A 25,077-nucleotide genomic window follows, 5' to 3' on the forward strand; every position below is an offset into this window, starting at 1 on the left:
GTGCGCCTGTTTGCCTTGCGGCGTTTTTCGCTCACATATCGCGGAGAACGTTAGTGTTTACTGGAATCATCGAAGGCGTCGGCCGTCTGGCCGCACGCGAATCCATCGGCGGCGATGTCCGCTTCACCTTCGCCGTCGGCAGCCTGCCGTTCGAGCAGGTGCAGATGGGCGAAAGCATCGCCGTCAACGGCGTCTGCCTGACCGTCATCGACTTCGACGGCAGCAGCTTCAAGGCCGATGCCTCAACCGAAACCCTGGACCTGACCACGCTTGGTGGCTTGGCCGAAGGTGCCGTGATCAATCTCGAACGTGCCATGCGCCCGACCGATCGCCTCGGTGGCCATCTGGTCAGCGGCCATGTCGATGGCCTCGGCAAGGTGCTGTCCATCCACGAGGATGCACGCGCGCTGCGCTGGCGCTTCGCCGCACCCAAGGCGCTGCTCAAGTACATCGCCAAGAAGGGCTCGATCTGCGTGGATGGCGTCAGCCTCACCGTCAACGAAGCCGATGACGAAGGCTTTGAAGTGGCACTGATCCCGCACACCGTCGCCAATACCGCGTTCTCCGCCACCGGCGTCGGCAGCGCGGTGAACCTGGAAATCGATCTGGTCGCCCGCTATGTCGAGCGCCTGCTGGGCCAAGGAGCCGCACAATGAATTTCGCCCCCGTTCCCGAACTGCTGGAAGAGATCCGCGCCGGTCGCATGGTGGTCATCGTCGATGACGAGGACCGCGAGAACGAAGGCGACCTGATCATGGCCGCCGAGCTGGTCAAGCCGTCGGATATCAACTTCATGGTCACCCACGGCCGTGGCCTGGTCTGCCTGCCGCTGACCCGTACCCGCGCAGCCGATCTGGGCCTGGCGCCGATGGTGCAGGCCAATACCGCGCAGTTCCAGACCAACTTCACGGTCAGCATCGAAGCCGCCGAAGGCGTCACCACCGGCATCTCCGCGCATGACCGCGCCCACACCATCCGCACCGCGGTGAAGCCCAACGCCAAGCCCTCGGACCTGCACCAGCCGGGTCATATCTTCCCGCTGATCGCCCAGCCGGGCGGCGTCTTGACCCGCGCCGGCCATACCGAAGCCGGCGTCGATCTGGCCATGCTGGCTGGGCTGGAGCCGGCCGGCGTGCTGGTGGAAATCCTCAACCCGGATGGCAGCATGGCGCGCCGCCCGGAGCTGGAAGTGTTCGCCCGCGAGCATGGCCTGAAAATGGGTTCCATCGCCGATCTGATCGCCTACCGACTGGCCACCGAGCACACTGTCGAGCGCGTGGACGAGCGCGATATCGACACCGAATTCGGCGCCTTCAAGCTGGTCACCTACCGTGACCGCATCGCCAACGACCTGCATTTCGCCCTGGTCCGCGGCACCCCGGACAAGGACACGCCCACCCTGGTGCGCGTGCAGGTGGAGAACCCGCTGGCTGACCTGCTGCATTGGCGCCGTGACGACTTCGGCGTGGCCAATACCGATGCACTGCGCGCGATCGACGCCGCCGGAACCGGCGTGATGGTGGTGCTGTCGGCCCCGCGCGACACCAATTCGCTGCTGGCCCGCCTGCGCCAGCAGCCGGCGCCGGTGACGCCGGGCAAGGACAAGGATGTGGGCCAATGGCGCCGCAACGGTGCCGGCGCGCAGATCCTGTCGGACCTGGGCCTGGGCAAGCTGCGCGTGCTCGGCACCCCGCGCCGGCAGATCGGCCTGGCCGGTTACGGGCTGGAAATCGTCGAAACCGTGCAGCCCTGAGCCCTCAGCCTGACCTGGAAGCCCGGCTGGACCGGGCTTCCAGCAGCTCTTCGCGTCGCGGGTTAAGCCCCCGCACGTTAGACTTACCCACCTTTTGGAACCCCACGCCCCCATGAGCCACTACGAAGGCGACCTCCGCCCGGCCGGTTCGGCCCGTTTTGCCATCATTGCCAGCCGCTGGAACGCCCGCATCACCGACGCACTGGTGACCGGCGCGCGGCAGAGCCTGGCCGGTAATGGCATTGGCGAAGACGCCATCGACGTGGTTCGTGTGCCCGGTGCCTGGGAAATTCCGCTGGTTGCAGCGCGCCTGGCTGCGGCCGGGCACCACGCTGCAATCATCACCCTTGGCTGCGTGATCCGTGGCGATACCCGCCATTACGAGCACGTTGCCGACCGTTGTGCCGAAGGCCTGATGCGCGCCCAGCTCGATTTCGGCGTGCCGGTGCTCAATGGCGTGCTGGCGGTGGAGCGGGTGGAAGATGCCGAGGCCCGCGCAGGCGGCAGCCACGGCAACAAGGGTGAGGAAGCCGCATTGTCGGCATTGGAAATGGTCAATCTTCTGGAACAGCTGCCATGAACAACAAGAACAACGGCAAGCCTGCCGGAAAGCCGGTCCGTCGCGATGGTGTCGACCCGGTGCTGCGCTCGCGCGCGCGTCGTCGTGCCCTGCAGGCCATCTACGCCTGGCAGATCTCCGGCGGCAACGCCGAGTCGCTGCTGGCCCAGTTCGCCCACGAACAGGCCCACGAAATCGCCGACCTGGTGTATTTCGAAAGCCTGCTGCGCGGCGTGCTGGACAACCGCCGTGACCTGGATGAGGCGCTGGCGCCGTTCGTCGACCGTGCGGTTGAAGAGGTGGACGCCATCGAACGTGCGGTGCTGCGCGTGGCGGCTTACGAGCTGCGCTACCGCCAGGATGTGCCGTACCGCGTGGTGATCAACGAAGCCATCGAAACCGCCAAGCGTTTCGGTTCCGAGCATGGCCACACCTACGTGAACGGTGTGCTCGACCGCGCCGCGCTGGAATGGCGCAAGACGGAATCCTCCAACCACTGATCGATGGCGGCAGCATTGCCACCAGCGGGATTTGTAGCAGCGCCGGGCCGGCATCATCGGCGCCGGCGTTGTCGTTTTTGAGGGAGCGCAGTGATGAGCCTTGACGAGTTTGGCCTGATCGAACGCATCCGCCGCCGCACCGCTGCGCGCGCGGACATCGTGTTGGGGATAGGCGACGATGCCGCCCTGCTGCAGCCGCAAGCCGGCCAGCAACTGGTGGTGACCACCGATACGCTCAACGTGGGCGTGCATTTCCCGCAGGAGACGCCTGCCGCCGACATCGGCTGGAAAGCGCTGGCGGTGAATCTATCGGATCTGGCGGCAATGGGCGCGCAGCCGGCCTGGTGCAGTTTGTCCCTGTCGCTGCCCGACGCCAGCGCGGATTGGGTGGACCAGTTCGCTCAAGGTTTCTTCGCGCTGGCCGATCAACATGGCATTGCCTTGATTGGCGGCGACACCACGCGTGGTCCTTTGTCGATTTCGATAACAGCCATGGGCCAGGTTGCAGCGGGGCAGGCATTGCGCCGTGATGGCGCAATGCCCGGCGATGACATCTGGGTCAGTGGCGTGCCTGGCGAAGCCGGTCTGGCCTTGGCGCTGTGGCAGCAGCAGGAACTGGATGTAAGCCGAGTTGCTGACGATCCGGCGCGTGAACATCTGCGCCAACGGCTGGCGCGGCCCACGCCGCGGGTTGAACTGGGCCGTGCATTGCAGGGCCTGGCGAGCGCGGCGGTGGATGTTTCCGATGGTCTGCTGGCCGACCTGGGGCATATCTGTGCGCGCAGTGGTGTTGCTGCCGAGGTGCTGGAAAGCGCATTGCCGGCGTCGGCTGCGGCGCAGCAGTGCGGGCTGTCAGCAACGTTCAATGCGCTGCGTGCAGGTGCAGGCGACGACTATGAGTTGTGCTTCACCGCCCCGGCGGGACAGCGGCAGATGGTGCTCGAAACCATGGCTTCCGTAGCAGTTCCGCTTACCCGGATTGGCTATATTCGAGCCGGAACCGGGCTGCAGGTGATCAACCAAGGGGGCGATGTGGTGGCGGTATCGAGACAGGGCTTCAACCACTTTGCGGGCAACGGGGAATAGGGGAACCCCGCCATCGGATGTCAGTTTGTTGCGTTCACGTAATGTCCACGTATTCATATTTACTATCGCGGCTGTGATGTAGGTCGCGTTTTTGATGCAGCGGAGATGTTGCATCCAGCGGCCGTAAACAGGGGATGGAGTAGTGGAAACAGCAACACTGGAAAAGCTGAGGGCGAAGATGAGTGATGTGGCAACGCCCTCGTCCACCATTGATGGCGCTGCGCTGGAAGCAGAGCTTGATAACGTCATCAATCGCAACGGCGGTATTTCCATGTTGCTGGTCTCCACGGCCGATGGCCGTGCGATCGCTCACCGTTCGTTGAACAAGCTGGATCCACGCCGCTTGTCAGCGATGAGCAATTCGTTCCTGACACTCGGGGAAACCTTGTCGCGCGAGCTCGGCCTGAGCACGGCCGACTACGTGACCATGTCCACCTCGCAGGGCAGCATGGTGCTGGTTCGCGTTGCTGCGGATCGGCCCTATACGCTGGCCGCGCTTGGCCATGCCGATACGTCCCTTGCCATTCTGTTGTACGCCGCCCGCGATGCTGCAGGGCGGATCAAGCAGTTGCTGTAACTCCCTGCGTGCGGATCATCCGTGCTGCCGGCCTTCCGGCACGCCGGGGATCCAGTGCGGTCAGGGGGATTCGGGTACGACAAATCAAGGTATTGCCTGAGCTATGCAGCGTCATGGCCGCGCAACATCATCAGACAACATTCGATCAGGAACGGAGAACACCATGGCTGGGAACGTCAAGCTGGACAAGTTGAATGAAATTGCTGGTTTCGTTGGTGCTGCGCTGGTCGACAGTGACAGCGGCATGGCGCTGGGCATGCTCGGCGGTGGTCCGATCAACCTGGAAGTTGCTGCTGCCGGCAACACCGAAGTGGTGCGCGCCAAGCGTCGCGTCGCTGCCTCGCTCGGCATCACCGATGCGATTGAAGACATCCTGATCACCCTGACCAAGCAGTACCACCTGATCCGTCCGCTGGAAAGCAATGCGGACCTGTTCCTGTATGTCGTGCTTGACCGCTCGCGCGCCAACCTGGCGCTGGCTCGCCACGAGTTGAAGTCGTTCGAACAGACGCTCGACTTCAAGTGATGCAGGAAAGCACCGCTGCCCCTTGATGGAGCAGCGGTGCGACTGCTGAGTTTCGACTCCCGGAACCGATCCACACGATGAGTGCACCCGCTCGTAAAATCTCTGCCGCAGTGATCGGCTGCCAGGGGTTGGATGTCCTGCACATGATGCGGCTCAAGGTTGCCAGCTCCTTGCTGATGGCCGAGTACATCCAGGCGGATGTGCAGCAGTGGGACCATCAACCGGTGGATCTGCTGGTCGCCAGCATCGATGACAGCCATGGCCAGCAAGTGCTGCGTGAGGCCAGCGAGCAGGGCCTGCCAGTATTGGCGGTAACCCGCAGGATGTTGTCCGGGCTGTCGACGCCGGGCGTGGCCTATGGCGCCAGCGTCCGCGATATTTTCCAGCAGCTGCGCTTGTTGTTGCTGGAGTCTGACCGAAGCGGCGAGCGCTTCAAGCCGCGCACGCTGTTCCGTAGCCTCGGTGAGGCCAAGGGCAAGCCCAGTGTGCTGCACATGGGCCTGGTCAAAGTGGTGATCGATGCGGCGCAGACGCGGGTCACCGTGCTGCGCGATCTGCCTTATGACAACTGCTTGAAAGCGGCTGCCGAACCAGGCTGGACCTTGTCACTGTTGGCCAACGACCAGGCGGTGGAAGAGGTATTGGCCGATGCGGTCAGCAGCCACGCATTGGAGGATTTCTGCTGGCGTGCTGCGGCGCTTTCACCTGAGCCCCTGCTGCCACGTGAGACCGCCAATCCGTGCCGGCTGCGTGGGTGGCCCGAGGTCGAGACCGGCAAATTGCCGCTGCAATGGCTGCTGCCGATGGCGGCGATGATGATCCGGCCGTGGCAGCCTGGCGAGTTGGCACAGGCAACCGGCACGTCGCTGGACGATATTGCCCGTATCATGGCCGCAGCGGCCTGTACCGGGTTGCTCGATGGCAGTAGCGCCGACGTTGCACCGGCGCAGGGCTCCGGCAACAAGGTGTCCGGCTTCTTCACACGTATCGCCAAGCGATTCGGGCTCAATTTTTCCAAGGGGCTTCAGGTCTGACGGCTATGGCAACCAAGTTGGTTTTTGTCGGTGAAATGGGTGCGGGTAAAACGACTGCGATACGGTCGATCTCGGACATGGAACCGATCAGCACTGAAATGCCGATCAGCGACGAAGCGGCGCTGGAGGCATTCGAAGACAAGTCGCATACGACGGTGGCGCTGGATTACAGCTCCATTGAACTGGGCGATGGTGAACTGCTGCATGTCTACGGCGTGCCCGGCCAGGCCTACCTAGATTTCATGTGGCCGATCGTGGCTGAAGGTGCCATCGGCGTGATCGTACTTGTGAGCGCACTCAATACGCGCGCGCTGCCAAGTACGTTGACCCTGCTGGAGCAGTTCCGCGGATTGGCGCCGGACGCGTGTTTCGCAGTGGGCGTGACCTGCCAGGACCGCGAGCCTGATTTCAGCTTCAGCGAATTCCGCAATGCATTGGCCGCACAAGGACACCGCCTGCCGGTGATGTGGGTGGATGCGCGCGAAACCAGCCAGGTCGATTTCCTGATCAAGGCCTTGCTGTCCTGCCGTTACGCCGAAGCGATTGCCTGAGTCAGCGATGGTGTTGGTTGTGGGAGCGGCGTAAGCCGCGAAGCCAGTGAATCTTCCGACGTTGCGCTTGTAAGACCCCTGCCGAGCATGGCTCGGCACTACAGCCAGCCCAGCGCTACGCCTCCGGCAACACCTTGCCAGGATTGAGAATCCCGTCCGGGTCCAGCGCCTGCTTGATCGCGCGCATCGTCGCCAGCGTTCCTGCTGAAAACGCCTGCGCCATGAAATCGCGCTTGGCCAGGCCGATGCCGTGTTCGCCCGACAAGGTGCCGCCCAGCTGCAGGGCCAATGCAAATACCTTGGGCAAAGCCGCATGCGCACGTGCGTTCTCGTCGGCGTCGTCCGGGTGATAGAGGATGTTGACGTGCAGGTTGCCGTTGCCGGCATGGCCAAAGGTGACGATCGGAAGCTGCGCCTGCTCGGACAACTGCTGCACGCCTTCCACCAGTGCCGGGATCTGCGACACCGGCACCACCACGTCTTCGTTGATCTTGCCCGGTGCGATGGTTTTAAGCGCCGGAGACAAGGCGCGACGTGCCGCCCACAGTTTGTCGCGTGCGCTGCCATCGGTGGCTACATCCAAGGCCAGCATGCCGTCACCTTCGGCGGCCTCGGCCAATGCATTCAACAGATAGGGCAGGGTGTCATCGTCGCCATCGGCGTCGATCAACAGCATCGCGCCGGCCTCGGGCACCTGCGCACCGTTGTGACGCAGCAGCTGCAGGCTGCGTGCATCCATGAATTCCAGCGTGGTTGGCGTCACCGGCTGCGCCATCACCCGTGATACCGCTGCAGCTGCAGCCTCCGCATCGCGGTACAGCACGCGCAGGCCGGCCTGGCTGCGCGGGCGCGGTGTCAGCTTGAGCGTGGCTTCAACAATGAGCGCCAGCGTGCCTTCGCTGCCGACCAGCAGATGGGTGAGGTCGTAGCCGGTCGAGTCCTTGGTGTAAGGCCCGCCACATTGAATCAGTTCGCCGGTTCCGGTGACCGCCACCAGCCCCAGCACGTTGTCGCGGGTTGTGCCGTACTTCACTGCGCGTGGGCCGCCGGCATTGCAGGCCAGGTTGCCGCCGATGCTGCAGATGTCGGCGCTGGAAGGATCCGGCGGCCAGAACAGGCCGTGCGGCATCAAGGCATGTTGCAGGTCGCCATTGAGCACGCCGGGTTCGACCACCGCGCAGCGGTCGCCGGGCCGTAGTGCAACGATGCGGTTCATGCGCGCGAATGACAGCACGATGCCGCCTGCAGTTGGCACTGCAGCACCGGTGGTGCCGGTGCCGGTGCCGCGTCCAACCAATGGCACGCCGTGTTCGCGGCATGCACGGACGATGGCCTGCACCTGCTCGCGTGTACTGGGCAGGGCGACGCCCTGCGGCAAGGCGTGGCGCCAGGAGTTGTCCTGCGCATGGGCGGCGAGCGCGCTGGCGTCGGTGCGCCAGTCATCGCCCAGCAGCTGGGACAGGGTGTGCTTGAATGCGTCGGAAAGGGTCGTGATCACCCGCCTATTCTAGGCCGTGTCATCCGCCGCCGTCGGTGTTGGCGTTCTGCGACGGCCGCATGCGTACATGTTCGGGCAACAGCGCCAGCACCTGTTCCAGGATCCCCGGCAAAGACTCTTCTGAATAGCCCTGGTGGACGGTGTTGATGCGGCCTTCCTGGTCCAGCACGAACATCAAGGGAATCGCCTTCACGCCATAGGCCGTGGCAGCCTTGCCCTTGCTGTCGAGCACGTATTCCAGGTCCAGCTTCCTGTTGCGGCGTGCAAAGTCCACCACCTGCGCGCGCGGCTCGTCCCAGTTCACCGCGATGACCTCCAGCGCGTCCTTGCCAACCACTCTCTGCATATGCGCCAGTACCGGCAGCTCGCGCATGCAGGGGCCACACCAGCTGGCCCAGAAGGTCATGATGACGACCTTGCCACGTCGCTGCTGCAGGTCGACAACTTCGCCCGGCAGGGTCCTGCCGAGTGCAACCGGGGGCGGGAACTCGCCAGCAGCGGGGATGGCAGCGGCGAATGACGGCATCGACAGCAACAACAGGCAGCAGGACAACAGCAGTCTGGAAGACTGCAGCAGGCGATGACGCATGGTTTCCCCCGGGTGGCTCAGTTGTCGACGCGGCGGCGCCAACCATGCGGCGATTGAATCATCTTCCAGCCGATCACGGCCACCAGCAGCGGCAGCCATACCCAGCGCAGTTCCGACAGCACGGTCTGCAGGCCGCGCGCGCTGAAGAAGTTGTTGGCGAAGGGCGATACGCGTATTGGTCGCCACGGTGCGAACAGGCGCTGGTCGCTCCATGGCCACCACAGCGCCACGCCCAACCCGCCGGAGGTCAGTGCATCGAGCAGCGGATGCGACAACGCGCTGATGAAGACGAACGCAAACGCCTGCAGGCGGCTGGCACGCAGTGCGTTTGCAAAGGGAATGGCCAAGGCCGCCAGCAGCGTGGCGAACATCAGGGAGTGACTGGCGCCGCGGTGGCCAAAACTGTCGGCATAGGGAATGTGCAGGGCGAAGGCCAGCACATCGGCGTCGGGCAGCATCGCTGCAGCAACGCCGGCACCGAGCAGGCGCGGGGAGATGCGACCGCGCTCGCTGGCGCACCACAGTGCGAGTGGAATTGCAGCATGGGTAAATACGCTAGGCATCAGCAGTCGTCGGCGCGGAAGGCGTCACGGATCCAGTTCAGGCGCGGCGGCTCGCCACTGGCTTCGACCACGTCGAAACGGCAGGGGCTGTTGGCCAGTGCGGGGTGTTGGTTGAGGTAGAGCTGGGCGGCACGGACCAGCTTGCGGCGCTTGCTGATATCGATGGATGCCGCGCCGCCGCCGAACATGGATGAGCGTCGATAGCGCACTTCGACAAAGACCAGGCTGGCCGCGATGCGGTCGTACATCACCAGGTCCAGTTCACCGCCGCGAAACCTGACATTGCTCGCCCGCCATTGCAGGCCGGCGTTCTGCAGCAGGACACGGGCAGCGGCTTCCACCGCTGCACCGCGTTGGCTCTGCTCAGCGACCATCACCGATGGCGACCGGGCGGCCTGCGCTGAAGGTGGACCAGGCCGGCGTGCGCAGCACATTGCCGAAGCCGTCCAGGTGCAGCGTGCCGGTGGCGCCGCTGAGGCCGCCGCTGGTGCTGTTGGCCAGCTTCTCCATGTAGGCGGTGATCTTCCACGCGTCGTAGCCGAAGGCGAACAGACGACCGGCGCCGCCGCGTGCGGTCGGCAGGGTGGTGGCGACGGCTGCGGCAGCAGGCAGGCCGGCGACACCACGGCTGCTCCAGGTCTCGCTGGGGAAGGCGATGCCATCCAGTGCGGCATCGTCTTCGGCCTTGCCGGTGCCTGCGGTCAACTGCGAGGTGCCGACGCGGCTGGCGGCACTCAGGCCGGCCAAGGCCAGCTGCGGTGCCAGGGCGCGTGCCTGGCTGCCTTTGACCGCCAGCAGGATCGCGTCGACGCTGCCGGCCTGGCGCAGCTGCGCGCCAATGTCGCCGGGCGCATCACCGACATTGATGGTGGCGGCGACCTTGCCGCCGCGCTCGCTGAAGCGCTCCTTGAAGGCGCCGCTGGAGCGACGGCCTGCGTCGTCATTGCTGGCGATCACCAGCACATTGCGACGCTCACGGCCGAGCAGGTATTCGGCGGCCATCAGGCCATCGTCTTCCGGCGCCAGCGAGAAGCCGGCGCTGCCGGCTGGCGGTGCGTCCTTGCCGCGGTTCAGGGCGAGCAGGGGAACCGGCAGGTCGCTGCGCTGGAACAGCGCATCCACTTCGTCGCGGCCCAGCGGGCCGACAATGAAGTCGACGCCGTTGGCGACTGCCTTGTCATAGGCCGCACCGGCGCCGCTGGCGGTGCCCTTGGTGTCGATGAAATCGATCGGCGGGCGACGGCGGCTTTCGCCGTAGTAGCCGGCCAGCAGGCCGTCGCGTACCGAGGCACCGGCGGCGGCCAGGTTGCCGCTGAGCGGCAGCAGCACCGCCATCTTCACCGGCGGGCGATAGCCGTCGGCATCGGCCGCCGGACGCTTGCTGGTATCCAGCTGCGAGGCGGTATCACGGTCGAAGGGCCGCGGCAGCGGCAAACCGCGGCCAATCATGGCGCGGCCAGCGTGGTTGTAGAGCGGGTCGCCAACCGGCAGCGCCGCGGCGCGGCTGCTGAGGGTGGCGTCATTCACGCCGGCCAGCAGGCGGGTGATGGCGCGCTGGTTGTCATTGCGCGCGGTGCCGCTGAGCAGGCCGCCGGCACGGGCGCGCTCGGCAGCGGCGGCAAAGGCATCGCCAGCGGCTTCCAGTGCCTGCGCGCGGGCCAGGTACCAGCGCGCCTGCAGCGGCGCCGGCAGCGAGGTCGGGCTTTCGGTCAGCACCTGCAGCACCGTGGCAGGCTGCTTGTCGCCCAGTGCCAGCTCGGCCTGCAGCAGGTTGAAACGCTGGCGGGTTGCACCAGACAGCTGGCGCGGCTGCACCTGCGCCATCAGCATGCGGGCGCGGGCGCTGTCGCCCGCTTCCTGCCAGGCAAAGGCGGCATCGGCCAGCAACAAGGTCTTGCTGGCGCCACGCGCAAGCGCGGCCTGGGCTTCAAGCTGCTGCGCGGCATCGCGCGGTTTGCCCTGTTCAAGCAGGGCGATGGCCGCCTGCTGGGCGGGTGAGCTGGTCGGCGCAACGCTGGTGGTTGCGCAGCCGACGAACAGCAGCATCGACAATGACAGGGCGGAAATCCGTGCGACTGGCTTGTTCATTTAAGGTCCGTTCGACAGGGCGCGGCAGTGCCGGGCGGGGGAAACGGTACGATTCTACCCTTGGCCCACGGAAATACCGATGATGAGTACTGCTGCTGCCACTTTGTATGTCGTTGCCACGCCGATCGGCAACCTCGCCGACCTGAGTCCGCGTGCGCAGGAGGTGCTGCGTTCGGTGGCCGCCATCTGCGCAGAAGACACCCGTCATACCGGTCAGTTGCTATCGCATTTCGGCATCAGCAAACCCCTGGTTGCCCTGCATGACCACAACGAGGAAGCGATGGCCGAGCGCGTCGTGGCGCGTTTGCTGGGCGGCGAGTCGCTGGCGGTGGTCAGTGATGCTGGCACGCCGCTGGTCAGCGACCCGGGCTTTCGCCTGGTGCGCGCTGCGCGCGCAGCGGGGGTCAAAGTCAGTCCAATCCCAGGCGCCTGCGCGGCAATTGCCGCCCTTAGCGTGGCCGGTCTGCCCAGCGATCGCTTCGTGTTTGAAGGCTTCCTGCCGGCCAAGGGGGCGGCCCGGCGCGAGCGTTTGAACAGGTTGGCCGCCGAGACCGGCACCCTGGTGTTCTATGAATCCTCACACCGGATTGCCGAGTCGCTGGCCGACATGGCCGGCGCGTTTGGTGGAGAGCGCCCGGCAGTGCTGGCGCGCGAACTGACCAAGCTGTTCGAGACCGTGCTCGATGGCAATCTGGATCAGCTGCTGGCCAAGGTGCTGGCCGACGATAACCAGCGCAAGGGCGAGTTCGTGGTGATGGTGCAGGGTGCAGGCGATGATGAAGAGGCGAAGATCGCCGAAGGCCGCCGCTTGTACGCCAAATTGAACGAACACCTGCCGCCTTCCACTGCCGCCAAGCTGGCGGCCGAACTGAGCGGCGCGCCGCGCAAGGCTTTGTATGGACAGGGCAGCAACGACTGAGGCGATGTGGGCGGCGGCTGATGCCGCCAGCCTGCGCCAGCAACTCGACCTGCGCGAGCATCCGTTGGCGGGCGGCACAGGGGCCGAGATCAAGACCCAGCGCGAGCGCTGGATGATGGTGCGCTGGTTGACCGCCTGGGCGTCGGAGCTGGTCTATCCGCTGCGGGTGAGCAAGCGTGAAAGCCCGGATTTCATGCTGGACACCGGCAATGCACGGGTCGGCGTGGAATGCATGGAAGTGGTGCCGGAGGTCTTCAAGCAGGTACAGGCCAAGTTGAACGGCATCAACTCCGGTTGGGTGCGACCCGTGGCGCAGCACCGCGCGGAAGAAGCGCGCGCCGAATGGGATAGCCCACTGCTGCGCCAGTTATTGGCTGACACGTATGAGGGTAGCCCGTGGTCTGGCGATGAGCCGGAACGGCTATGGGTTGAAGTAATGCGCTGGGCGGTGGAGAAGAAACGCCAGGTGCTGCACAAGCCGGGCTACGCCCGCCAGTCGCGCAATGTGTTGTTGCTGTACGACAACTGGCCGTTGCCGGCGGTGGCTTTCGTCGAAGACGCCGATCCGGCGGTGCTGCGCAGCTGGGCGTTGGCGGCGCTGGATGAATTGTCGCGGCAATTGCTGGACAGCGGCGCACATGCGGACTTCCAGCAGATCGACATCCTGCATGAAGGCTGGTTGTTGTCGTTCACGGAAGACGGCGTGCGACCGCTGCGTTACCAGCTGCTTGCAGCTGAATGAAATGATCGGCCGGTGTGGTGCTGGACGTGCGACAATACGCGCGGCGGAGTCGGCCAGACAGTCGCGTCATTCCTTCGGGAATGCCGAGGAAAGTCCGGGCTCCACAGGGCAAGGTGCCAGGTAACGCCTGGGCGGCGCAAGCCGACGGAAAGTGCAACAGAAAGATACCGCCGAACGGCCCTGTTACCCCTTTGCCGCCGCTGGCCGAAGCGACGGTGTTTCGGATTGCCAGCGAAGCTGGCCAAGTGCTTCCGGAGACGGCAAAGGGGTAGCAGGGCGCGTGGTAAGGGTGAAATGGTGCGGTAAGAGCGCACCGCGAGTCTGGTAACAGACCGGCACGGCAAACCCCACCTGGAGCAAGACCAAATAGGGACCTAATGGCGTGGCCCGCGTCGGGTCCGGGTAGGTTGCTTGAGCGTTACGGTGACGTAGCGCCTAGAGGAATGACTGTCCACGACAAAACCCGGCTTATCGGCCGGCTCCGCCGCTTTTTCTGCCCGGCGGGCAGAAAAAGCCCCAAAGTTTTGCGTGGCAAAACTTTGGGCCCCAGGCCTTTAGCCTTCCAATTCCCCGCGCCTGTCGGCGCGCCCCCTTTACTAAAGGGGGCTGTTGCTCTTCGGATTTAGTGCTTGGCTCGCTGCGCATCGTGGCGGGGAGAAGTGCGGCTGTAGTTTTTTTGGTTTTGGCTTTTACTTTGGCTTTTGCTTTGTTTTCGGCCCCAGCTCTGGCCCTGATTGTGGCCGTGGCTGTGGCTTTTGCTCTTGCTCTGGCTTTTGCTGCGGCTCTTGCTCTTGCTCTTGCTCTTGCTGAGGCTTTGGCTCTGGCTCTTGCTCTGGCTCTGGCTGTTGCCGTGGCTTCGGCTTTGGCTTTGGCTGTTGCTCCTGCTCCTGCTCCTGCTCCTGCCTTGCTGTGTTCTTTCCCTTCTCCCGCCTGCGGGGGAAGGTGCCCGGAGGGCGGATGGGGGGGCTTTTGATCCTGCTTTGGCTGTGGGGCAAAGCCAAAGCCAAAGCCAAAGCCAAAGCACCCCTCCCTAACCCTCCCCTTCGCCTGCGGCGAAAGGGAGGGAACTAGGAATCAAAGCCTTCTTTCCCAATCTCCACGCGCGTTTCCCCCAGATACACACCCTCTGCCCCGAATCTGCGTTCGTGGATGAAACCTCCTCCATCCCTGTCGATCGCCACGATGGTGCTGGCGCGGGTGCCGTAGTCGGTTCCACGTATGAAAGCACTCGACAGCAATCGCTCCAGCTCCAGCGGAACGCCGGTAGATGGCAACTGCGCGTCCGGCGCCCGCTGCTCATCAGCCAGCGCTGCCCACAGCGGCTCCAGACCGTCATTGCCCGCAACGAGCCAGGCCTCGAGCACGTCCATCAGGCGGCCGGTCTTGGGCCAGGGCGCATCCAATGCGCCGTTCGACATGCCATGCACGCCCGGCGACAGATCCAGCCGGGCCTGCGGGTGGTTGCCCAGATAACTGCAGCTCTCAGCGTCGGCGACCAATAGATTGAAGGGCGCGAACTCCGGGCCCCGCCTTGCCAGGTCGTCGGCATAGTCCGTGGCCGCCTGTTCGCCAGCCAGGTAACTGGCGATCAGTTCGCCACGCGAAGGCCCGCCGGTGGCCGCTGACGGGTCGCGCACATTGGTGACCACGGCCGCTTGGCCGCCCAGGTTTGTTCCCATCCAGCTACCGCCAGAACGCAGATCGCGGCCGGCAATCACGTTGTCGTAGGGCGATGACCAGCGCTGCAAGGGCGCGGTGGGGCGGGCATGGAACTCGTCACGGTTGCCAGCCATGAGCAGGCGCCAATGTGGGTGGGCTTTCCAGGCGAGGGCGACTAGGCACATGCACGGAGTGTGCCGTTTTGCGCGGGGGTGAGCCATACGGGCCTGAATGGCGGCTGGGCTGCAGCCCCGTTTTCACGCGGCCTCTACACCACTGAATTACATACAAATCTCAAAATTTGAGATGAAACAGTAACTTGTGGATAAACCTTGAACAACTCTCTAAACATTGGTGCAAGCCATTGATGCGGCACGTGATTTTGTGTGCGGAAAGTTGTTGACAACCCTAGGCTCGCTGCTAAGGTGGGCATCAGAGGGAAAACCGGGTTTTTTGTGGTTTTTCGTGGTTCAATGACTTCCCAAGCAAAACGAACGAACGGGTGCCGCAGGCGTGTTCCAGGGTGAGACTGCCATCACGGTTGACGATAAAGGACGCATGGCGGTTCCAACCGCTTATCGCGACCTGGTTGCGCGCGCCAGTGGCAATCGCCTTGTGCTGACCTACAACCCGTTCGAGGCCGGTTGCCTGTGGTTGTACTCAGAGCAGGAGTGGGAGCGGGTGCGGGACGACGTAATGGCAAAGCCCAATACCCAGCGCGTAGTGCGCACCCTGCAGCAGAAGCTTGTCGGCTCGGCCGCCCATCTGGAACTGGATGGCAATGGCCGTATCAGCCTCCCTTCCAGTCATCGCAGTGCGGTGGGCATCGAGAAGAAAGCAGTGCTGATGGGCATGGGGGACAAGTTCGAATTGTGGAGCGAGCAAGCGCATCGCGCACTGATCCAGCAGACTTTGTCTGACGAGGATCTGGGCGATGGGCTTCTCGATCTCAAGTTGTGAGCCGGGGTGCCCGGGTGCGCGGTGAAGCGCAGGCCGGTCACCCAACGGTGTCGCAGCCGCCGGCAGCTCACCTGCCGGTGCTGTACACCCAGGTCCTTGACGGCCTGAGGGTGATCGAAAACGGTACTTATCTGGATGGCACGTTCGGTCGTGGCGGTCACGCTGGCGGCGTGCTGCGCCAGCTCGGCCCGGATGGGCGCTTGCTGGTGATGGACAAGGACCCCGAAGCCATTGCCGTGGCCGAGCGCGACTTCGCGCCGGACGGCCGTGTCTCGATCTATCGCGGCAGCTTTGCCGATCTGCTGGACTGGAGCGAAACCGCTGCCGGTCTGGATGGCGTTCTGTTCGACCTTGGCGTGTCTTCGCCGCAGCTCGATGTGGCCGAGCGTGGTTTCAGCTTCGGCAAGGACGGTCCGCTGGACATGCGCATGGACCCGGATTCGGGTGAGAGCGCTGCATCCTGGTTGAACCGCGCTGAAGACCGCGAAATCGCCGATGTGCTGTTCACCTACGGTGACGAGCGGCAGAGCCGTCGCATCGCCCGCGCCATCGTTGCCCGTCGCGAGAAGCAGCCGTTCACGCGTACCGCTGAACTGGCCGAGCTGATCGCCTCGGTGATGCCGCGTGGCAAGGACAAGATCCATCCGGCCACGCGCAGCTTCCAGGCCATCCGCATCCACATCAACCGCGAACTGGCCGACCTTGAAGCCGGTCTGGACGCGGCGATGGCGCGGCTCAAGCCAGGCGGCCGCTTGGCGGTGATCAGCTTCCACTCGCTGGAAGACCGCATCGTCAAGCAGTTCATGAACCGCCATGCCAAGGCGCCGCCGACCAATCGCCGGCTGCCGGAGTTGCAGGCCTTCGTGCCGACGCTGGAGCTGATCGGCGGTGCCATCAAGGCCAATGACGACGAGCTGGCGATGAACCCGCGCTCGCGCAGCGCCGTGCTGCGTGTAGCACAGAAGTGCGAGGTGGCCGGATGAGCCGCCTGCTGTTGATCGTCCTGCTGGCGTGCACGATTGCCTCGGCGATCGGCGTGGTGTTCATGCGCCATCGTCATCGCCAGCTGTTTGTCGAGCTGTCCAAGCTCGAGCACGCGCGCGACGAGATCAACATCGAGTTCGGCCGTCTGCAGCTGGAACAGGCAACCCTGGCCCAGGCCACGCGCGTGGACCAGGAAGCCCGTGGCCGCCTCGGCATGAAGTTCCCCGAGGCCGCTGACATCGTGGTGATCCGGCCATGAACAAGCCCAGCCGCAACCGTACCCGCACGCAGTTCAACCTGCGCAACCGCATGCTGATGGTCGGCGTGGGGCTGGGTCTGTGTGCGGTGACGCTGGTTGGTCGTGCCGCGTACGTGCAGCTGATCAACAACGATTTCTACCAGCGCGAAGGCGAAGCCCGCTTCCTGCGCGATGTGCCGATCCCGACCTCGCGCGGCATGATCACCGACCGCAATGGCGAGCCGGTGGCAGTGTCCACGCCGGTGGCTTCGATCTGGGTCAATCCGCAGGAGTTGCTGCGCACGCCGGAGCGGATTCCGGAGCTGGCGCGTGCGCTGTCGCTGCCGGTGGATGAGCTGACCACCAAGCTGACCCAGAAGGCCGACAAGGAATTCATGTACCTGCGCCGCCGGATCAATCCGGACGTTGCCGAGCAAGTGGTCGCGCTGAAGATCCCGGGTGTGTTCTCGCAACGCGAGTTCCGTCGCTACTACCCGCAAGGTGAGGCGATGGCGCATGTGCTGGGCTTCACCAATATCGATGATCTCGGCCAGGAAGGGCTGGAGTTGGCCTTCGACGAATGGCTGCGCGGCAAGCCCGGCGCCAAGCGCGTCATCCGCGACCGCAAGGGCGCGATCGTCGAGAGCATCGACCTGGTGCGTCCTGCCGAGCCGGGCAAGGATCTGACCCTGAGCATCGACCGCCGCATCCAGTTCCTGGCGATGCGCGAGCTGCGCAATGCGGTCACCACCAACAAGGCGGCTGGCGGTTCCATCGTGATCATGGATGTGGCCACCGGCGAAGTGATGGCCATGGCCAACCTGCCGACCTACAACCCGAATTCGATCAGTGGCGCGACCCCGGACACGCGCCGCAACCGTGCCGTCACCGATCTGGTCGAACCCGGTTCGACGATGAAGCCGCTGACCATCGCCACCGCGCTGCAGAATCACGTGGTCACCCCGGACACGATCATCGACACCAATCCGGGCTACATGTCGCTGGGCCGTTACACCATCCGCGATGTGCCGCGTAACAACGGTGTGCTGAATGTCACCGGCGTGATTACCCGCAGCTCGAACATCGGCGCGGCCAAGATCGTGGCGCGCATTCCCGACCAGACCTTCTATGACTCGGTGCGTGGCTTCGGCTACGGCGTTGCACCGAACAGCGGCTTCCCCGGCGAATCTGCCGGCGTTGTCGCGCGCCCGGGCAGCCCGAGCTGGTATGGCACCACCAAGACCACCATGTCCTATGGCTACGGCCTGTCGGTGACGCCGCTGCAGATCGCGCAGGCGTACTCGGCGCTGGCCAATGGTGGGCAGGTGATCCAGCCGACCTTCATCAAGGGACAGCGCAACGAAGCACGCCAGGTCATCGACCCGGAAGTGGCGCGTGAAGTCGTGCGCATGATGGAAACCGTGGTTACCAACGGTGGTGCCAAGCAGGCAGCCATCCTTGGTTACCACGTCGCCGGCAAGACCGGTACCGCGCGCAAGAACGGCCCCAATGGTTACGAGCGCGGCCACTACAACCTGCTGTTCGCGGGTGTGGTGCCGGCAACCAACCCGCGCTACGCCGCGGTGATCGTGGTCAACGACCCGCAGGGCTCGCTGCAATACGGCGGCCTTGTCTCCGCTCCGGTCTTCCATCACGTGATGGAAGGCACGCTGCGCCTGATGGACGTGCCGCCGGACGACATCCAGTCGTGGCTGGCCGCGCAGGCCGCAGGCAAGGTGGGTGGCAAGCCGGGCAGCAGCGCTGCGCCGCTGCCGATTCCGCAGGACCCGGACGAGGCGCCCAACGCCACGGCCGAATTTGATGCCGCACTGCCGACGGCCGTCGCACCGACGCCTGCCGCCACGGAGGTGCGCCAGTGAGCCACACAATGAAGTTGTCACAGCTGCTGCCGGATCTGGTCCTGTCACAGGACCCGCAGATCGGCGGCCTGGTCCTGGATTCACGGCATGTACGGGCCGGTGATGCGTTCGTCGCAATCGCCGGTTTTGGCGCGCATGGGCTTGGCTTTGTCGAGCAGGCCAAGGCCGCCGGCGCTGCCGCAATCCTGTTCGACCCGCCGGCACCGGCCGAACTTCCGTCACCGGCCGATGCCATCGCCGTACCCGGCCTGCGTGCGCGCATGGGCGCGATGGCCGACCAGTTCCACGGCCAGCCGTCGCGCGCGATGAGCATGGTCGGCGTTACCGGCACCAATGGCAAAACCTCGACCGTGCAGCTGCTCGGCCAGGCCTGGCATCTGCTGGGCACGCTCAGCGGCTCGATCGGTACCTTGGGTGTTGGCCTGTATGGCGATGTGGTGCCGACCGGTTTCACCACGCCGCTGGTGCTGCAGATGCATGAAGTGCTGGCACAGCTGCGCGATGGCGGTGCCAAGGCAGTGGCGATGGAAGTCAGCTCGCATGCCCTGGACCAGGGCCGCGTCGATGCCGTGCATTACGACGTGGCGGTGTTCACCAACCTCACCCGCGACCATCTCGATTACCACGGCGACATGGAAGCCTACGGCGCGGCCAAGGCCAAGCTGTTCCATCGTCCGGGTTTGAAGGCAGCGGCGATCAATCTGGACGACGCCTTCGGCCGTGAACTGATCACCACACTGGCAGCCGACGTGCAGGCCATCGGCCTGAGCTCGACCGGTCAGGCTGGCGCCACCATCCGCGCCGAGAAGCTGGTGCTGGACGGGCAGGGGCTGGGCTTCGATCTGGTCATCGGCGACGAGCGCCATGCGCTGCGCTCGCCGCTGCTGGGCCGCTTCAACGTCGACAACCTGCTGGCCGTGGCCGGTGCGCTGCATGGCCTGGGCGAAACCAGCGCCAACATCGCCAAGGTGCTGGGCCAGCTGCAGCCGATCCGTGGCCGCATGAACCGCCTTGGCGGTCAGGGCGAGCCGACCGTGGTCATCGATTACGCCCACACGCCCGACGCGCTGGAACAGGCGCTGCGCAGCCTGCATGGCCATCTTGATGGCCGCCTGCTGTGCGTGTTCGGTTGCGGTGGCGAGCGCGACACTGGCAAACGCCCGCAGATGGCTGCGATTGCCGAAGCATTGGCCGACGTGGTGTTCGTCACTGACGACAATCCACGCGGCGAGAATGGTGACGTGATCGTCGCCGACATCATGGCTGGCTTTGTGACGCCTGCGCAGGTGAACGTGGTGCGCGATCGCGCCCGCGCCATCGACGCCGCGGTCGCACAGGCAGGGGCCGGCGACATCGTGTTGATCGCCGGCAAGGGCCATGAGCCCTACCAGGAGATTGCAGGTATCAAACATCCTTTCGATGACACCGACGTGGCATCGCGCGCGCTGCAGGCACGCAAGACCAATGGCGAGGTGCACGCATGAAGCGCACGCCTCTGTCGCTGATCGCACATTGGGCCGGTGGTGAAATCCACGGCGACGACGCCAGCATCGACGCGGTCAGCAATGACACGCGCACGCTGGCAGCGGGCAGCCTGTACGTCGCCCTGCGCGGTGAGCGTTTCGACGGCCACGACTTTGCCGCCAAGGCGGTAGAGCAGGGTGCCAGCGCCTTGCTGGTCGATCGCCTGTTGCCGCTGGAAGTACCGCAGATAGTCGTTGCGAACACCGAACTGGCGCTGGCGAAGATTGCTGCAGCGATGCAGCAGCAGCGCGCTACCCGCGTGTTCGCCATCACCGGCAGCAACGGCAAGACCAGCGTGAAGAACCTGCTGTTGGCCGTGATGCAGCACGCTGCTGCGGTGCTGGGCCAGCATGTGTACGCCACGCCGGGCAACCGCAACAACGAGATCGGCCTGCCGCTGGCGGTGATCGATGCGCCGGAAGATGCCGACTTCGCCATCTACGAGATGGGTACCGGCAAGCCGGGCGATATCGCCTACCTGACCGCCATCGCCGCACCGGACGTGTCCATCGTCAACAATGTCGCCCCGGCACACCTAGAGCGCATGGGCAGCCTGCTGGAGATCGCCAACACCAAGGCAGCCGTCTACGACGACCTGCGCGATGGCGGTGTTGCGGTGGTCAACGCCGACGATGCGTTCTCGCCGTATTTCGCCTCGCGTGCTGGTGACCATCAGGTGATCCGCTTCGGCCTGGAAGTCAGCGCCGACGTCACTGCCATCAACATCGTGCTCGACGAGGCTGGTTCGCGCTTCCAGCTGCGCACGCCGCAAGGTGATGCCGAGGTCGCGCTGCAGTTGCCGGGTCGCCATAACGTGCTGAACGCATTGGCTGCCGCCTCGATGGCACTGGCCGCCGGTATTGCGCTGCCGCTGGTTGTCGAAGGCCTGGCGCAGGCGCGCCCGGTTGCTGGCCGTCAAGTGGCGCATGTGCTGGACAACGGCGCGGTGCTGATCGACGACAGTTACAACGCCAACCCGGGTTCACTGGCAGCGGCGATCACCGCGCTGGCGGCTGGCAAGGGTGAAGGCTGGCTGGTGCTGGGTGATATGCGTGAGCTGGGCCCGGACGCGCAGGCGCTGCACGCGCAGGCCGGCCAGCGTGCCCGCGAAGCCGGGCTGAAGCGCCTGTACACGTTGGGCCCGCTGAGCGCAGCGGCATCGGCGGCATTCGGCGAAGGCGGGCGTCATTTCGACTCCCACGCCGCGCTGGCTGCCGCGCTGGAAACCGAACTTCATGCTGGTGTGCGTTGCCTGGTCAAGGGCTCGCGCGGCAGCGCCATGGACAAGATCGTGACTGCGCTGTTGAAGCGCGGCGAGGACACTACACATGTTGCTTGAATTGGCCCGTTGGCTGCAGCAGTTGGACGGCCTGTTCCGGTTGTTCAACTACATCACGTTCCGCGGCATCCTCGCCGCGCTGACCGCCTTGTCGCTGTCGTTGTGGTTGGGCCCGATGGCGATCCGCCGCCTGGCCCAGCTCAAGGGTGGCCAGCCGATCCGCAAGGACGGCCCGCAGTCGCATTTCTCCAAGGCCGGTACGCCGACCATGGGCGGCGGCTTGATCCTGACCACGGTGCTGGTGTCGGTGCTGCTGTGGGGCGACCTGCGCAATCGTTATGTGTGGTTGGTGCTGGTGGTGATGCTGTGCTTCGGTGCGATCGGCTGGTACGACGACTGGTTGAAGATCGCCAAGCGCGACCCGAACGGTTTGAAGTCGCGTTGGAAGTACGCGCTGCAGTCGATCTTTGGCCTGGCGGCCGGTCTGTTCCTCTACAAGACCGCGGTGGTGCCGGCTGAGCTCACCTTCTACATCCCGATGTTCAAGTCGATTGCGCTGCCGCTGGCAGGTATCAGCTTCGTCGCAATTGCCTACTTCTGGATCGTCGGCTTCTCCAACGCGGTCAACCTGACCGATGGCCTGGATGGTCTGGCGATCATGCCGACGGTGCTGGTGGCCTGTGCGCTGGGCGTGTTCGCCTATGCCTCGGGCAACGCGGTGTTCTCAAGCTACCTGCAGATCCCGCAGATTCCCGGTGCCGGTGAACTGGTGATCATCTGCGCGGCGATTGCCGGCGCGGGTCTTGGCTTCCTCTGGTTCAACACCTATCCGGCGATGGTGTTCATGGGCGACGTCGGCGCGCTGGCGCTGGGCGCGGTGCTCGGCACCATCGCGGTGATCGTGCGCCAGGAACTGGTGCTGGTGATCATGGGCGGTGTGTTCGTGATCGAAACCCTGTCGGTGATGATCCAGGTGGCTTCGTTCAAGCTCACCGGCAAGCGCGTGTTCCGCATGGCGCCGATCCATCACCACTTCGAGCTGAAGGGCTGGCCGGAGCCGCGCGTGATCGTGCGCTTCTGGATCATCTCGGTGGTGCTGGTATTGATCGGCCTGGCAACCCTCAAGGTGCGCTGATGGACGACTACTCGCGTCAGGCAACCCGACTTGAAGCCATTGGTGGCAGCTACGACAAGTGGCTGCTCGGCGCCGCCGTGGCGCTGGCTTCGCTCGGGATCGTGATGGTGGCTTCCAGCTCCATCGCGCTGACGCAGAGTCCGTTCTATTACCTCACCCGCCACCTGGTCTTCATCGCCATCGGCGTGGTCCTGGCCGCGGTGACGATGCGGGTGGAGTTGAAGGAAATCGAGAAGTACAACCAGCTGCTGCTGCTGGGCTGCTTCGCACTGCTGGTGGTGGTGTTCATCCCCGGCCTTGGCAGCAGCGTCAACGGCGCGCAGCGCTGGATCAACCTGGGCTTTTCCAAGTTCCAGACCGTGGAAGCGGTCAAGGTGCTGTACATCGTCTGGTTGTCCAGCTACCTGGTGCGCTTCCGCGACGAGGTCAACGCCACCTGGCAGGCCATGCTCAAGCCGGTCGGTGTGGTCGGTGTGCTGGTCGTGCTGCTGCTGATGCAGCCCGACTTTGGTTCGTCGATGCTGTTGCTGGGCATCACCACCTGCATGCTGGTGCTGGGCGGCGCGCAGATCAAGCGCATCATCCTGCCGGTGCTGCTGCTGTTGCCGGGCCTGATCGCGCTGGTGATCTTCGAGCCCTACCGCATGCGCCGCGTTACCTCGTTCATGGATCCGTGGCAGGACCAGCTGGGTTCGGGCTACCAGTTGTCCAACGCGCTGATGGCGATCGGCCGTGGCGAGTGGACCGGCGTGGGCCTGGGTGCGTCGATCCAGAAGCTCAACTACCTGCCCGAATCGCATACCGATTTCATCTTCTCGGTGATCGCCGAGGAGCTGGGCTTCCTCGGCGTGTGCGGCATCATCAGCCTGTACGTGCTGCTGGTCGGCCGTGCCTTCTGGCTGGGCCTGCGCTGTATTGAAATGCGCCGCCACTTCGCCGGTTACATCGCCTTCGGCATCGCCTTGTGGATCAGCCTGCAGACCTTCGTCTCGATCGGCGTGAACCTGGGCATGCTGCCGACCAAGGGCCTGACCCTGCCGCTGATTTCTTCCGGCGGCTCCAGCGTGATGATGACCTGCGTGGCGATGGGCCTGCTGCTGCGCGTGTCCTACGAATACAACCGCGCGGTGCGCCGCCAGGAAGTCCGCGAGGACCTCGAGGGTGCCGAGCCGGATGTTGCCGAGGCGCATGACGGCGCACCGGCTGAGCCGCGTACGGAAACCGCCAGTGCGGTTGCCGCGGCGATGCAGAGCAGTGCCGCACGTGGCACCAGCCGCATGCAGCAGCGCGTCGAGCCTACCTTCGGGAGGATCGCGTGATGGCAGCTGTGAACAAGAATCTGGATCAGCGTCCGGTGATGATCATGGCCGGCGGTACCGGTGGTCATATCTTCCCGGGTCTGGCCGTGGCCAAGGTGCTGCGCGAGCGCGGCATCCCGGTGACCTGGCTGGGTGCCGACGGCGCGATGGAAACCCGTCTGGTGCCGCAGCACGACATCCATGTCGACACGCTGGCCATCTCCGGCCTGCGCGGCAAGGGCAAGCTGGCCTTGCTTGGTGCGCCGATCCGGGTGATGCGTGCGATCCGCAGCGCGGGCTACGTGCTGCGTGATCGCAAGCCGCGTGCGGTGGTTGCCTTTGGTGGCTTTGCGTCGGGCCCGGGCGGCATTGCCGCGCGCCTGCATGGCCTGCCGCTGCTGGTACACGAACAGAACCGTGCGCCGGGCATGACCAACCGCATCCTGTCGCGTTTTGCGCGTCGCGTGCTGTCCGGCTTCCCGGGCAGCTTTGCTGGCGGCAAGGAAGAAGTGGTTGGCAATCCGGTGCGTGCCGAGATCGCCGCGTTGCCGGCACCCGAGCAGCGTCTGGCCGGTCGTAGCGGCCCGATGCGGGTGTTGGTGCTGGGCGGTAGCCAGGGCGCTCGCGCTTTGAACAACGCCATGCCCAAGGCCTTGGCCGCGCTGGGTGACAGCGTCGCCATCGAGGTCTGGCACCAGTGCGGCGAGAAGCTGCACGAAGAAGCGCTGCAGGCCTACCGCGCTGCTGGTGTGGAAGGCCGCGTCGACATGTTCATCAAGGACATGGCAGCCGCTTACAGCTGGGCCGATCTGGTGGTGTGCCGTTCCGGCGCATCGACCCTGGCCGAGTTGTGCGCCGTCGGTATCGGCAGCGTGCTGGTGCCGTTCGCCGCAGCGGTCGACGACCACCAGACCCGTAATGCCGAGTATCTGGTCGAACGCGGCGCCGCCGAACTGCTCAAGCAGGACGACGCGCTGGCGACCAACCTGGAAGGCGTGCTGCGCACGCTGGCAAACACTCCCGGCCACCGCATGCAGATGGCGCAAGCCGCGCGTGGGTTGGCCAAGGTCGATGCGGCCGAACGCATCGCAGACATCATTCTTGAGGAAGCAGCATGAACACGGCATCGCGCACC

The 25,077-nt window shown here is 64.8% G+C and carries 26 protein-coding genes and 1 other RNA gene; 21 read left to right on the plus strand and 6 right to left on the minus strand.

The window, feature by feature from the left end:
- Positions 1-53 precede the first annotated feature (53 nt).
- The 9 genes from Q5Z11_RS04265 (at position 54) to Q5Z11_RS04305 (ending at position 6,586) form a co-directional block, all read left to right on the plus strand.
- Positions 54-656 (plus strand): riboflavin synthase, encoded by a 603-nt coding sequence (locus Q5Z11_RS04265; RefSeq protein ID WP_303748878.1) that lies wholly within the window; start codon positions 54-56, stop codon positions 654-656.
- A complete protein-coding gene (gene ribB, locus Q5Z11_RS04270; protein ID WP_303748879.1) occupies positions 653-1,753 on the plus strand; it encodes a 3,4-dihydroxy-2-butanone-4-phosphate synthase in 1,101 nt (366 codons plus the stop codon). The genes Q5Z11_RS04265 and ribB overlap by 4 nt, the downstream gene beginning before the upstream one ends.
- Before the next feature lie 112 nt (positions 1,754-1,865).
- Positions 1,866-2,333, plus strand: a complete 468-nt coding sequence (ribH, locus tag Q5Z11_RS04275) for a 6,7-dimethyl-8-ribityllumazine synthase (protein ID WP_303748880.1) — start codon at positions 1,866-1,868, stop codon at positions 2,331-2,333.
- Complete coding sequence (gene nusB, locus Q5Z11_RS04280) at positions 2,330-2,812, plus strand: transcription antitermination factor NusB (protein ID WP_303748881.1); 483 nt, start codon at positions 2,330-2,332, stop codon at positions 2,810-2,812. Before ribH ends, nusB begins: the two co-directional genes overlap by 4 nt.
- Positions 2,813-2,905: 93 nt before the next feature.
- The gene (gene thiL, locus Q5Z11_RS04285; RefSeq protein WP_303748882.1) at positions 2,906-3,898 is read left to right on the plus strand and encodes a thiamine-phosphate kinase; all 993 of its coding nucleotides are present in this window, start codon (positions 2,906-2,908) and stop codon (positions 3,896-3,898) included.
- Between the two features lie 178 nt (positions 3,899-4,076).
- On the plus strand, positions 4,077-4,475 hold the full coding sequence (locus Q5Z11_RS04290; protein WP_303748883.1) for a roadblock/LC7 domain-containing protein: 399 nt from the start codon (positions 4,077-4,079) through the stop codon (positions 4,473-4,475).
- A 163-nt stretch (positions 4,476-4,638) separates the two neighbouring features.
- Positions 4,639-5,001 (plus strand): roadblock/LC7 domain-containing protein, encoded by a 363-nt coding sequence (locus Q5Z11_RS04295; RefSeq protein ID WP_057627433.1) that lies wholly within the window; start codon positions 4,639-4,641, stop codon positions 4,999-5,001.
- 143 nt (positions 5,002-5,144) lie between these two features.
- The gene (locus Q5Z11_RS04300; RefSeq protein WP_303748884.1) at positions 5,145-6,035 is read left to right on the plus strand and encodes a hypothetical protein; all 891 of its coding nucleotides are present in this window, start codon (positions 5,145-5,147) and stop codon (positions 6,033-6,035) included.
- Positions 6,032-6,586, plus strand: a complete 555-nt coding sequence (locus tag Q5Z11_RS04305; protein ID WP_345783914.1) for a GTP-binding protein — start codon at positions 6,032-6,034, stop codon at positions 6,584-6,586. The genes Q5Z11_RS04300 and Q5Z11_RS04305 overlap by 4 nt, the downstream gene beginning before the upstream one ends.
- A 115-nt stretch (positions 6,587-6,701) precedes the next feature.
- Here Q5Z11_RS04305 and Q5Z11_RS04310 read toward each other — a convergent pair whose 3' ends face one another.
- From Q5Z11_RS04310 to Q5Z11_RS04330, 5 genes are read right to left on the minus strand one after another with little or no spacing between them, the layout of a single operon-like run.
- Positions 6,702-8,084: an FAD-binding oxidoreductase gene (locus tag Q5Z11_RS04310; RefSeq protein ID WP_303748886.1), complete on the minus strand. Its 1,383-nt coding sequence runs from the start codon at positions 8,082-8,084 to the stop codon at positions 6,702-6,704.
- A gap of 19 nt (positions 8,085-8,103) precedes the next feature.
- Positions 8,104-8,772 (minus strand): TlpA disulfide reductase family protein, encoded by a 669-nt coding sequence (locus Q5Z11_RS04315; protein WP_303748887.1) that lies wholly within the window; start codon positions 8,770-8,772, stop codon positions 8,104-8,106.
- A complete protein-coding gene (locus tag Q5Z11_RS04320) occupies positions 8,691-9,236 on the minus strand; it encodes a metal-dependent hydrolase (RefSeq protein WP_303748888.1) in 546 nt (181 codons plus the stop codon). The genes Q5Z11_RS04315 and Q5Z11_RS04320 overlap by 82 nt, the downstream gene beginning before the upstream one ends.
- On the minus strand, positions 9,236-9,610 hold the full coding sequence (locus Q5Z11_RS04325; RefSeq protein ID WP_303748889.1) for a YraN family protein: 375 nt from the start codon (positions 9,608-9,610) through the stop codon (positions 9,236-9,238). The genes Q5Z11_RS04320 and Q5Z11_RS04325 overlap by 1 nt, the downstream gene beginning before the upstream one ends.
- Complete coding sequence (locus Q5Z11_RS04330; protein ID WP_303748890.1) at positions 9,600-11,324, minus strand: penicillin-binding protein activator; 1,725 nt, start codon at positions 11,322-11,324, stop codon at positions 9,600-9,602. The genes Q5Z11_RS04325 and Q5Z11_RS04330 overlap by 11 nt, the downstream gene beginning before the upstream one ends.
- Positions 11,325-11,406: 82 nt before the next feature.
- Between Q5Z11_RS04330 and rsmI the strand changes: the two genes are divergently transcribed.
- From rsmI to rnpB, 3 genes are all read left to right on the plus strand, one after another.
- Positions 11,407-12,243 (plus strand): 16S rRNA (cytidine(1402)-2'-O)-methyltransferase, encoded by an 837-nt coding sequence (gene rsmI, locus Q5Z11_RS04335; protein WP_303749966.1) that lies wholly within the window; start codon positions 11,407-11,409, stop codon positions 12,241-12,243.
- Positions 12,221-12,985 (plus strand): hypothetical protein, encoded by a 765-nt coding sequence (locus Q5Z11_RS04340; RefSeq protein WP_303748891.1) that lies wholly within the window; start codon positions 12,221-12,223, stop codon positions 12,983-12,985. Before rsmI ends, Q5Z11_RS04340 begins: the two co-directional genes overlap by 23 nt.
- A gap of 45 nt (positions 12,986-13,030) precedes the next feature.
- Positions 13,031-13,472, plus strand: an RNA gene (gene rnpB / locus Q5Z11_RS04345) — RNase P RNA component class A.
- A gap of 580 nt (positions 13,473-14,052) precedes the next feature.
- Here the strand turns inward: rnpB and Q5Z11_RS04350 are convergent.
- Positions 14,053-14,829 (minus strand): NRDE family protein, encoded by a 777-nt coding sequence (locus tag Q5Z11_RS04350; protein ID WP_303748892.1) that lies wholly within the window; start codon positions 14,827-14,829, stop codon positions 14,053-14,055.
- 328 nt (positions 14,830-15,157) lie between these two features.
- Between Q5Z11_RS04350 and mraZ the strand changes: the two genes are divergently transcribed.
- From mraZ to murG, 9 genes are read left to right on the plus strand one after another with little or no spacing between them, the layout of a single operon-like run.
- Positions 15,158-15,604, plus strand: coding sequence for a division/cell wall cluster transcriptional repressor MraZ (gene mraZ, locus Q5Z11_RS04355; protein ID WP_282266355.1), 447 nt, complete (start codon positions 15,158-15,160; stop codon positions 15,602-15,604).
- Between the two features lie 14 nt (positions 15,605-15,618).
- Complete coding sequence (rsmH, locus tag Q5Z11_RS04360; protein ID WP_303749967.1) at positions 15,619-16,587, plus strand: 16S rRNA (cytosine(1402)-N(4))-methyltransferase RsmH; 969 nt, start codon at positions 15,619-15,621, stop codon at positions 16,585-16,587.
- Positions 16,584-16,847 (plus strand): cell division protein FtsL, encoded by a 264-nt coding sequence (gene ftsL / locus Q5Z11_RS04365; RefSeq protein WP_282266357.1) that lies wholly within the window; start codon positions 16,584-16,586, stop codon positions 16,845-16,847. Before rsmH ends, ftsL begins: the two co-directional genes overlap by 4 nt.
- Positions 16,844-18,706: a peptidoglycan D,D-transpeptidase FtsI family protein gene (locus tag Q5Z11_RS04370; RefSeq protein ID WP_282266359.1), complete on the plus strand. Its 1,863-nt coding sequence runs from the start codon at positions 16,844-16,846 to the stop codon at positions 18,704-18,706. Before ftsL ends, Q5Z11_RS04370 begins: the two co-directional genes overlap by 4 nt.
- 8 nt (positions 18,707-18,714) lie before the next feature.
- Positions 18,715-20,190, plus strand: coding sequence for a UDP-N-acetylmuramoyl-L-alanyl-D-glutamate--2,6-diaminopimelate ligase (locus Q5Z11_RS04375; protein WP_303748893.1), 1,476 nt, complete (start codon positions 18,715-18,717; stop codon positions 20,188-20,190).
- Entirely contained in the window at positions 20,187-21,569 is a 1,383-nt protein-coding gene (locus Q5Z11_RS04380; protein WP_303748894.1) for a UDP-N-acetylmuramoyl-tripeptide--D-alanyl-D-alanine ligase, read from the plus strand. The genes Q5Z11_RS04375 and Q5Z11_RS04380 overlap by 4 nt, the downstream gene beginning before the upstream one ends.
- The gene (gene mraY, locus Q5Z11_RS04385) at positions 21,559-22,644 is read left to right on the plus strand and encodes a phospho-N-acetylmuramoyl-pentapeptide-transferase (RefSeq protein WP_303748895.1); all 1,086 of its coding nucleotides are present in this window, start codon (positions 21,559-21,561) and stop codon (positions 22,642-22,644) included. The genes Q5Z11_RS04380 and mraY overlap by 11 nt, the downstream gene beginning before the upstream one ends.
- Positions 22,644-23,963 carry a putative lipid II flippase FtsW gene (gene ftsW, locus Q5Z11_RS04390; RefSeq protein WP_303748896.1) on the plus strand — a complete coding sequence of 440 codons (1,320 nt, stop codon included), beginning with the start codon at positions 22,644-22,646 and terminating at the stop codon, positions 23,961-23,963. Before mraY ends, ftsW begins: the two co-directional genes overlap by 1 nt.
- Positions 23,963-25,060, plus strand: a complete 1,098-nt coding sequence (gene murG, locus Q5Z11_RS04395) for an undecaprenyldiphospho-muramoylpentapeptide beta-N-acetylglucosaminyltransferase (protein WP_303748897.1) — start codon at positions 23,963-23,965, stop codon at positions 25,058-25,060. The genes ftsW and murG overlap by 1 nt, the downstream gene beginning before the upstream one ends.
- Positions 25,061-25,077 lie beyond the last annotated feature (17 nt).

It is taken from the genome of Stenotrophomonas sp. 610A2 (assembly GCF_030549615.1).
GTDB lineage: Bacteria > Pseudomonadota > Gammaproteobacteria > Xanthomonadales > Xanthomonadaceae > Stenotrophomonas > Stenotrophomonas pigmentata.

Coding starts and splice junctions, on each gene's coding strand:
- ribB (WP_303748879.1), top strand. CDS start 653: ATGAATTTCGCCCCCGTTCCCGAACTGCTGGAAGAGATCCGCGCCGGT.
- ribH (WP_303748880.1), top strand. CDS start 1,866: ATGAGCCACTACGAAGGCGACCTCCGCCCGGCCGGTTCGGCCCGTTTT.
- nusB (WP_303748881.1), top strand. CDS start 2,330: ATGAACAACAAGAACAACGGCAAGCCTGCCGGAAAGCCGGTCCGTCGC.
- thiL (WP_303748882.1), top strand. CDS start 2,906: ATGAGCCTTGACGAGTTTGGCCTGATCGAACGCATCCGCCGCCGCACC.
- Q5Z11_RS04290 (WP_303748883.1), top strand. CDS start 4,077: ATGAGTGATGTGGCAACGCCCTCGTCCACCATTGATGGCGCTGCGCTG.
- Q5Z11_RS04295 (WP_057627433.1), top strand. CDS start 4,639: ATGGCTGGGAACGTCAAGCTGGACAAGTTGAATGAAATTGCTGGTTTC.
- Q5Z11_RS04300 (WP_303748884.1), top strand. CDS start 5,145: ATGATGCGGCTCAAGGTTGCCAGCTCCTTGCTGATGGCCGAGTACATC.
- Q5Z11_RS04315 (WP_303748887.1), bottom strand. CDS start 8,772: ATGGCTGCCGCTGCTGGTGGCCGTGATCGGCTGGAAGATGATTCAATC.
- Q5Z11_RS04320 (WP_303748888.1), bottom strand. CDS start 9,236: ATGCCTAGCGTATTTACCCATGCTGCAATTCCACTCGCACTGTGGTGC.
- Q5Z11_RS04325 (WP_303748889.1), bottom strand. CDS start 9,610: ATGGTCGCTGAGCAGAGCCAACGCGGTGCAGCGGTGGAAGCCGCTGCC.
- Q5Z11_RS04330 (WP_303748890.1), bottom strand. CDS start 11,324: ATGAACAAGCCAGTCGCACGGATTTCCGCCCTGTCATTGTCGATGCTG.
- rsmI (WP_303749966.1), top strand. CDS start 11,407: ATGAGTACTGCTGCTGCCACTTTGTATGTCGTTGCCACGCCGATCGGC.
- Q5Z11_RS04340 (WP_303748891.1), top strand. CDS start 12,221: ATGGACAGGGCAGCAACGACTGAGGCGATGTGGGCGGCGGCTGATGCC.
- Q5Z11_RS04350 (WP_303748892.1), bottom strand. CDS start 14,829: ATGTGCCTAGTCGCCCTCGCCTGGAAAGCCCACCCACATTGGCGCCTG.
- ftsL (WP_282266357.1), top strand. CDS start 16,584: ATGAGCCGCCTGCTGTTGATCGTCCTGCTGGCGTGCACGATTGCCTCG.
- Q5Z11_RS04370 (WP_282266359.1), top strand. CDS start 16,844: ATGAACAAGCCCAGCCGCAACCGTACCCGCACGCAGTTCAACCTGCGC.
- Q5Z11_RS04375 (WP_303748893.1), top strand. CDS start 18,715: ATGAAGTTGTCACAGCTGCTGCCGGATCTGGTCCTGTCACAGGACCCG.
- Q5Z11_RS04380 (WP_303748894.1), top strand. CDS start 20,187: ATGAAGCGCACGCCTCTGTCGCTGATCGCACATTGGGCCGGTGGTGAA.
- mraY (WP_303748895.1), top strand. CDS start 21,559: ATGTTGCTTGAATTGGCCCGTTGGCTGCAGCAGTTGGACGGCCTGTTC.
- ftsW (WP_303748896.1), top strand. CDS start 22,644: ATGGACGACTACTCGCGTCAGGCAACCCGACTTGAAGCCATTGGTGGC.
- murG (WP_303748897.1), top strand. CDS start 23,963: ATGGCAGCTGTGAACAAGAATCTGGATCAGCGTCCGGTGATGATCATG.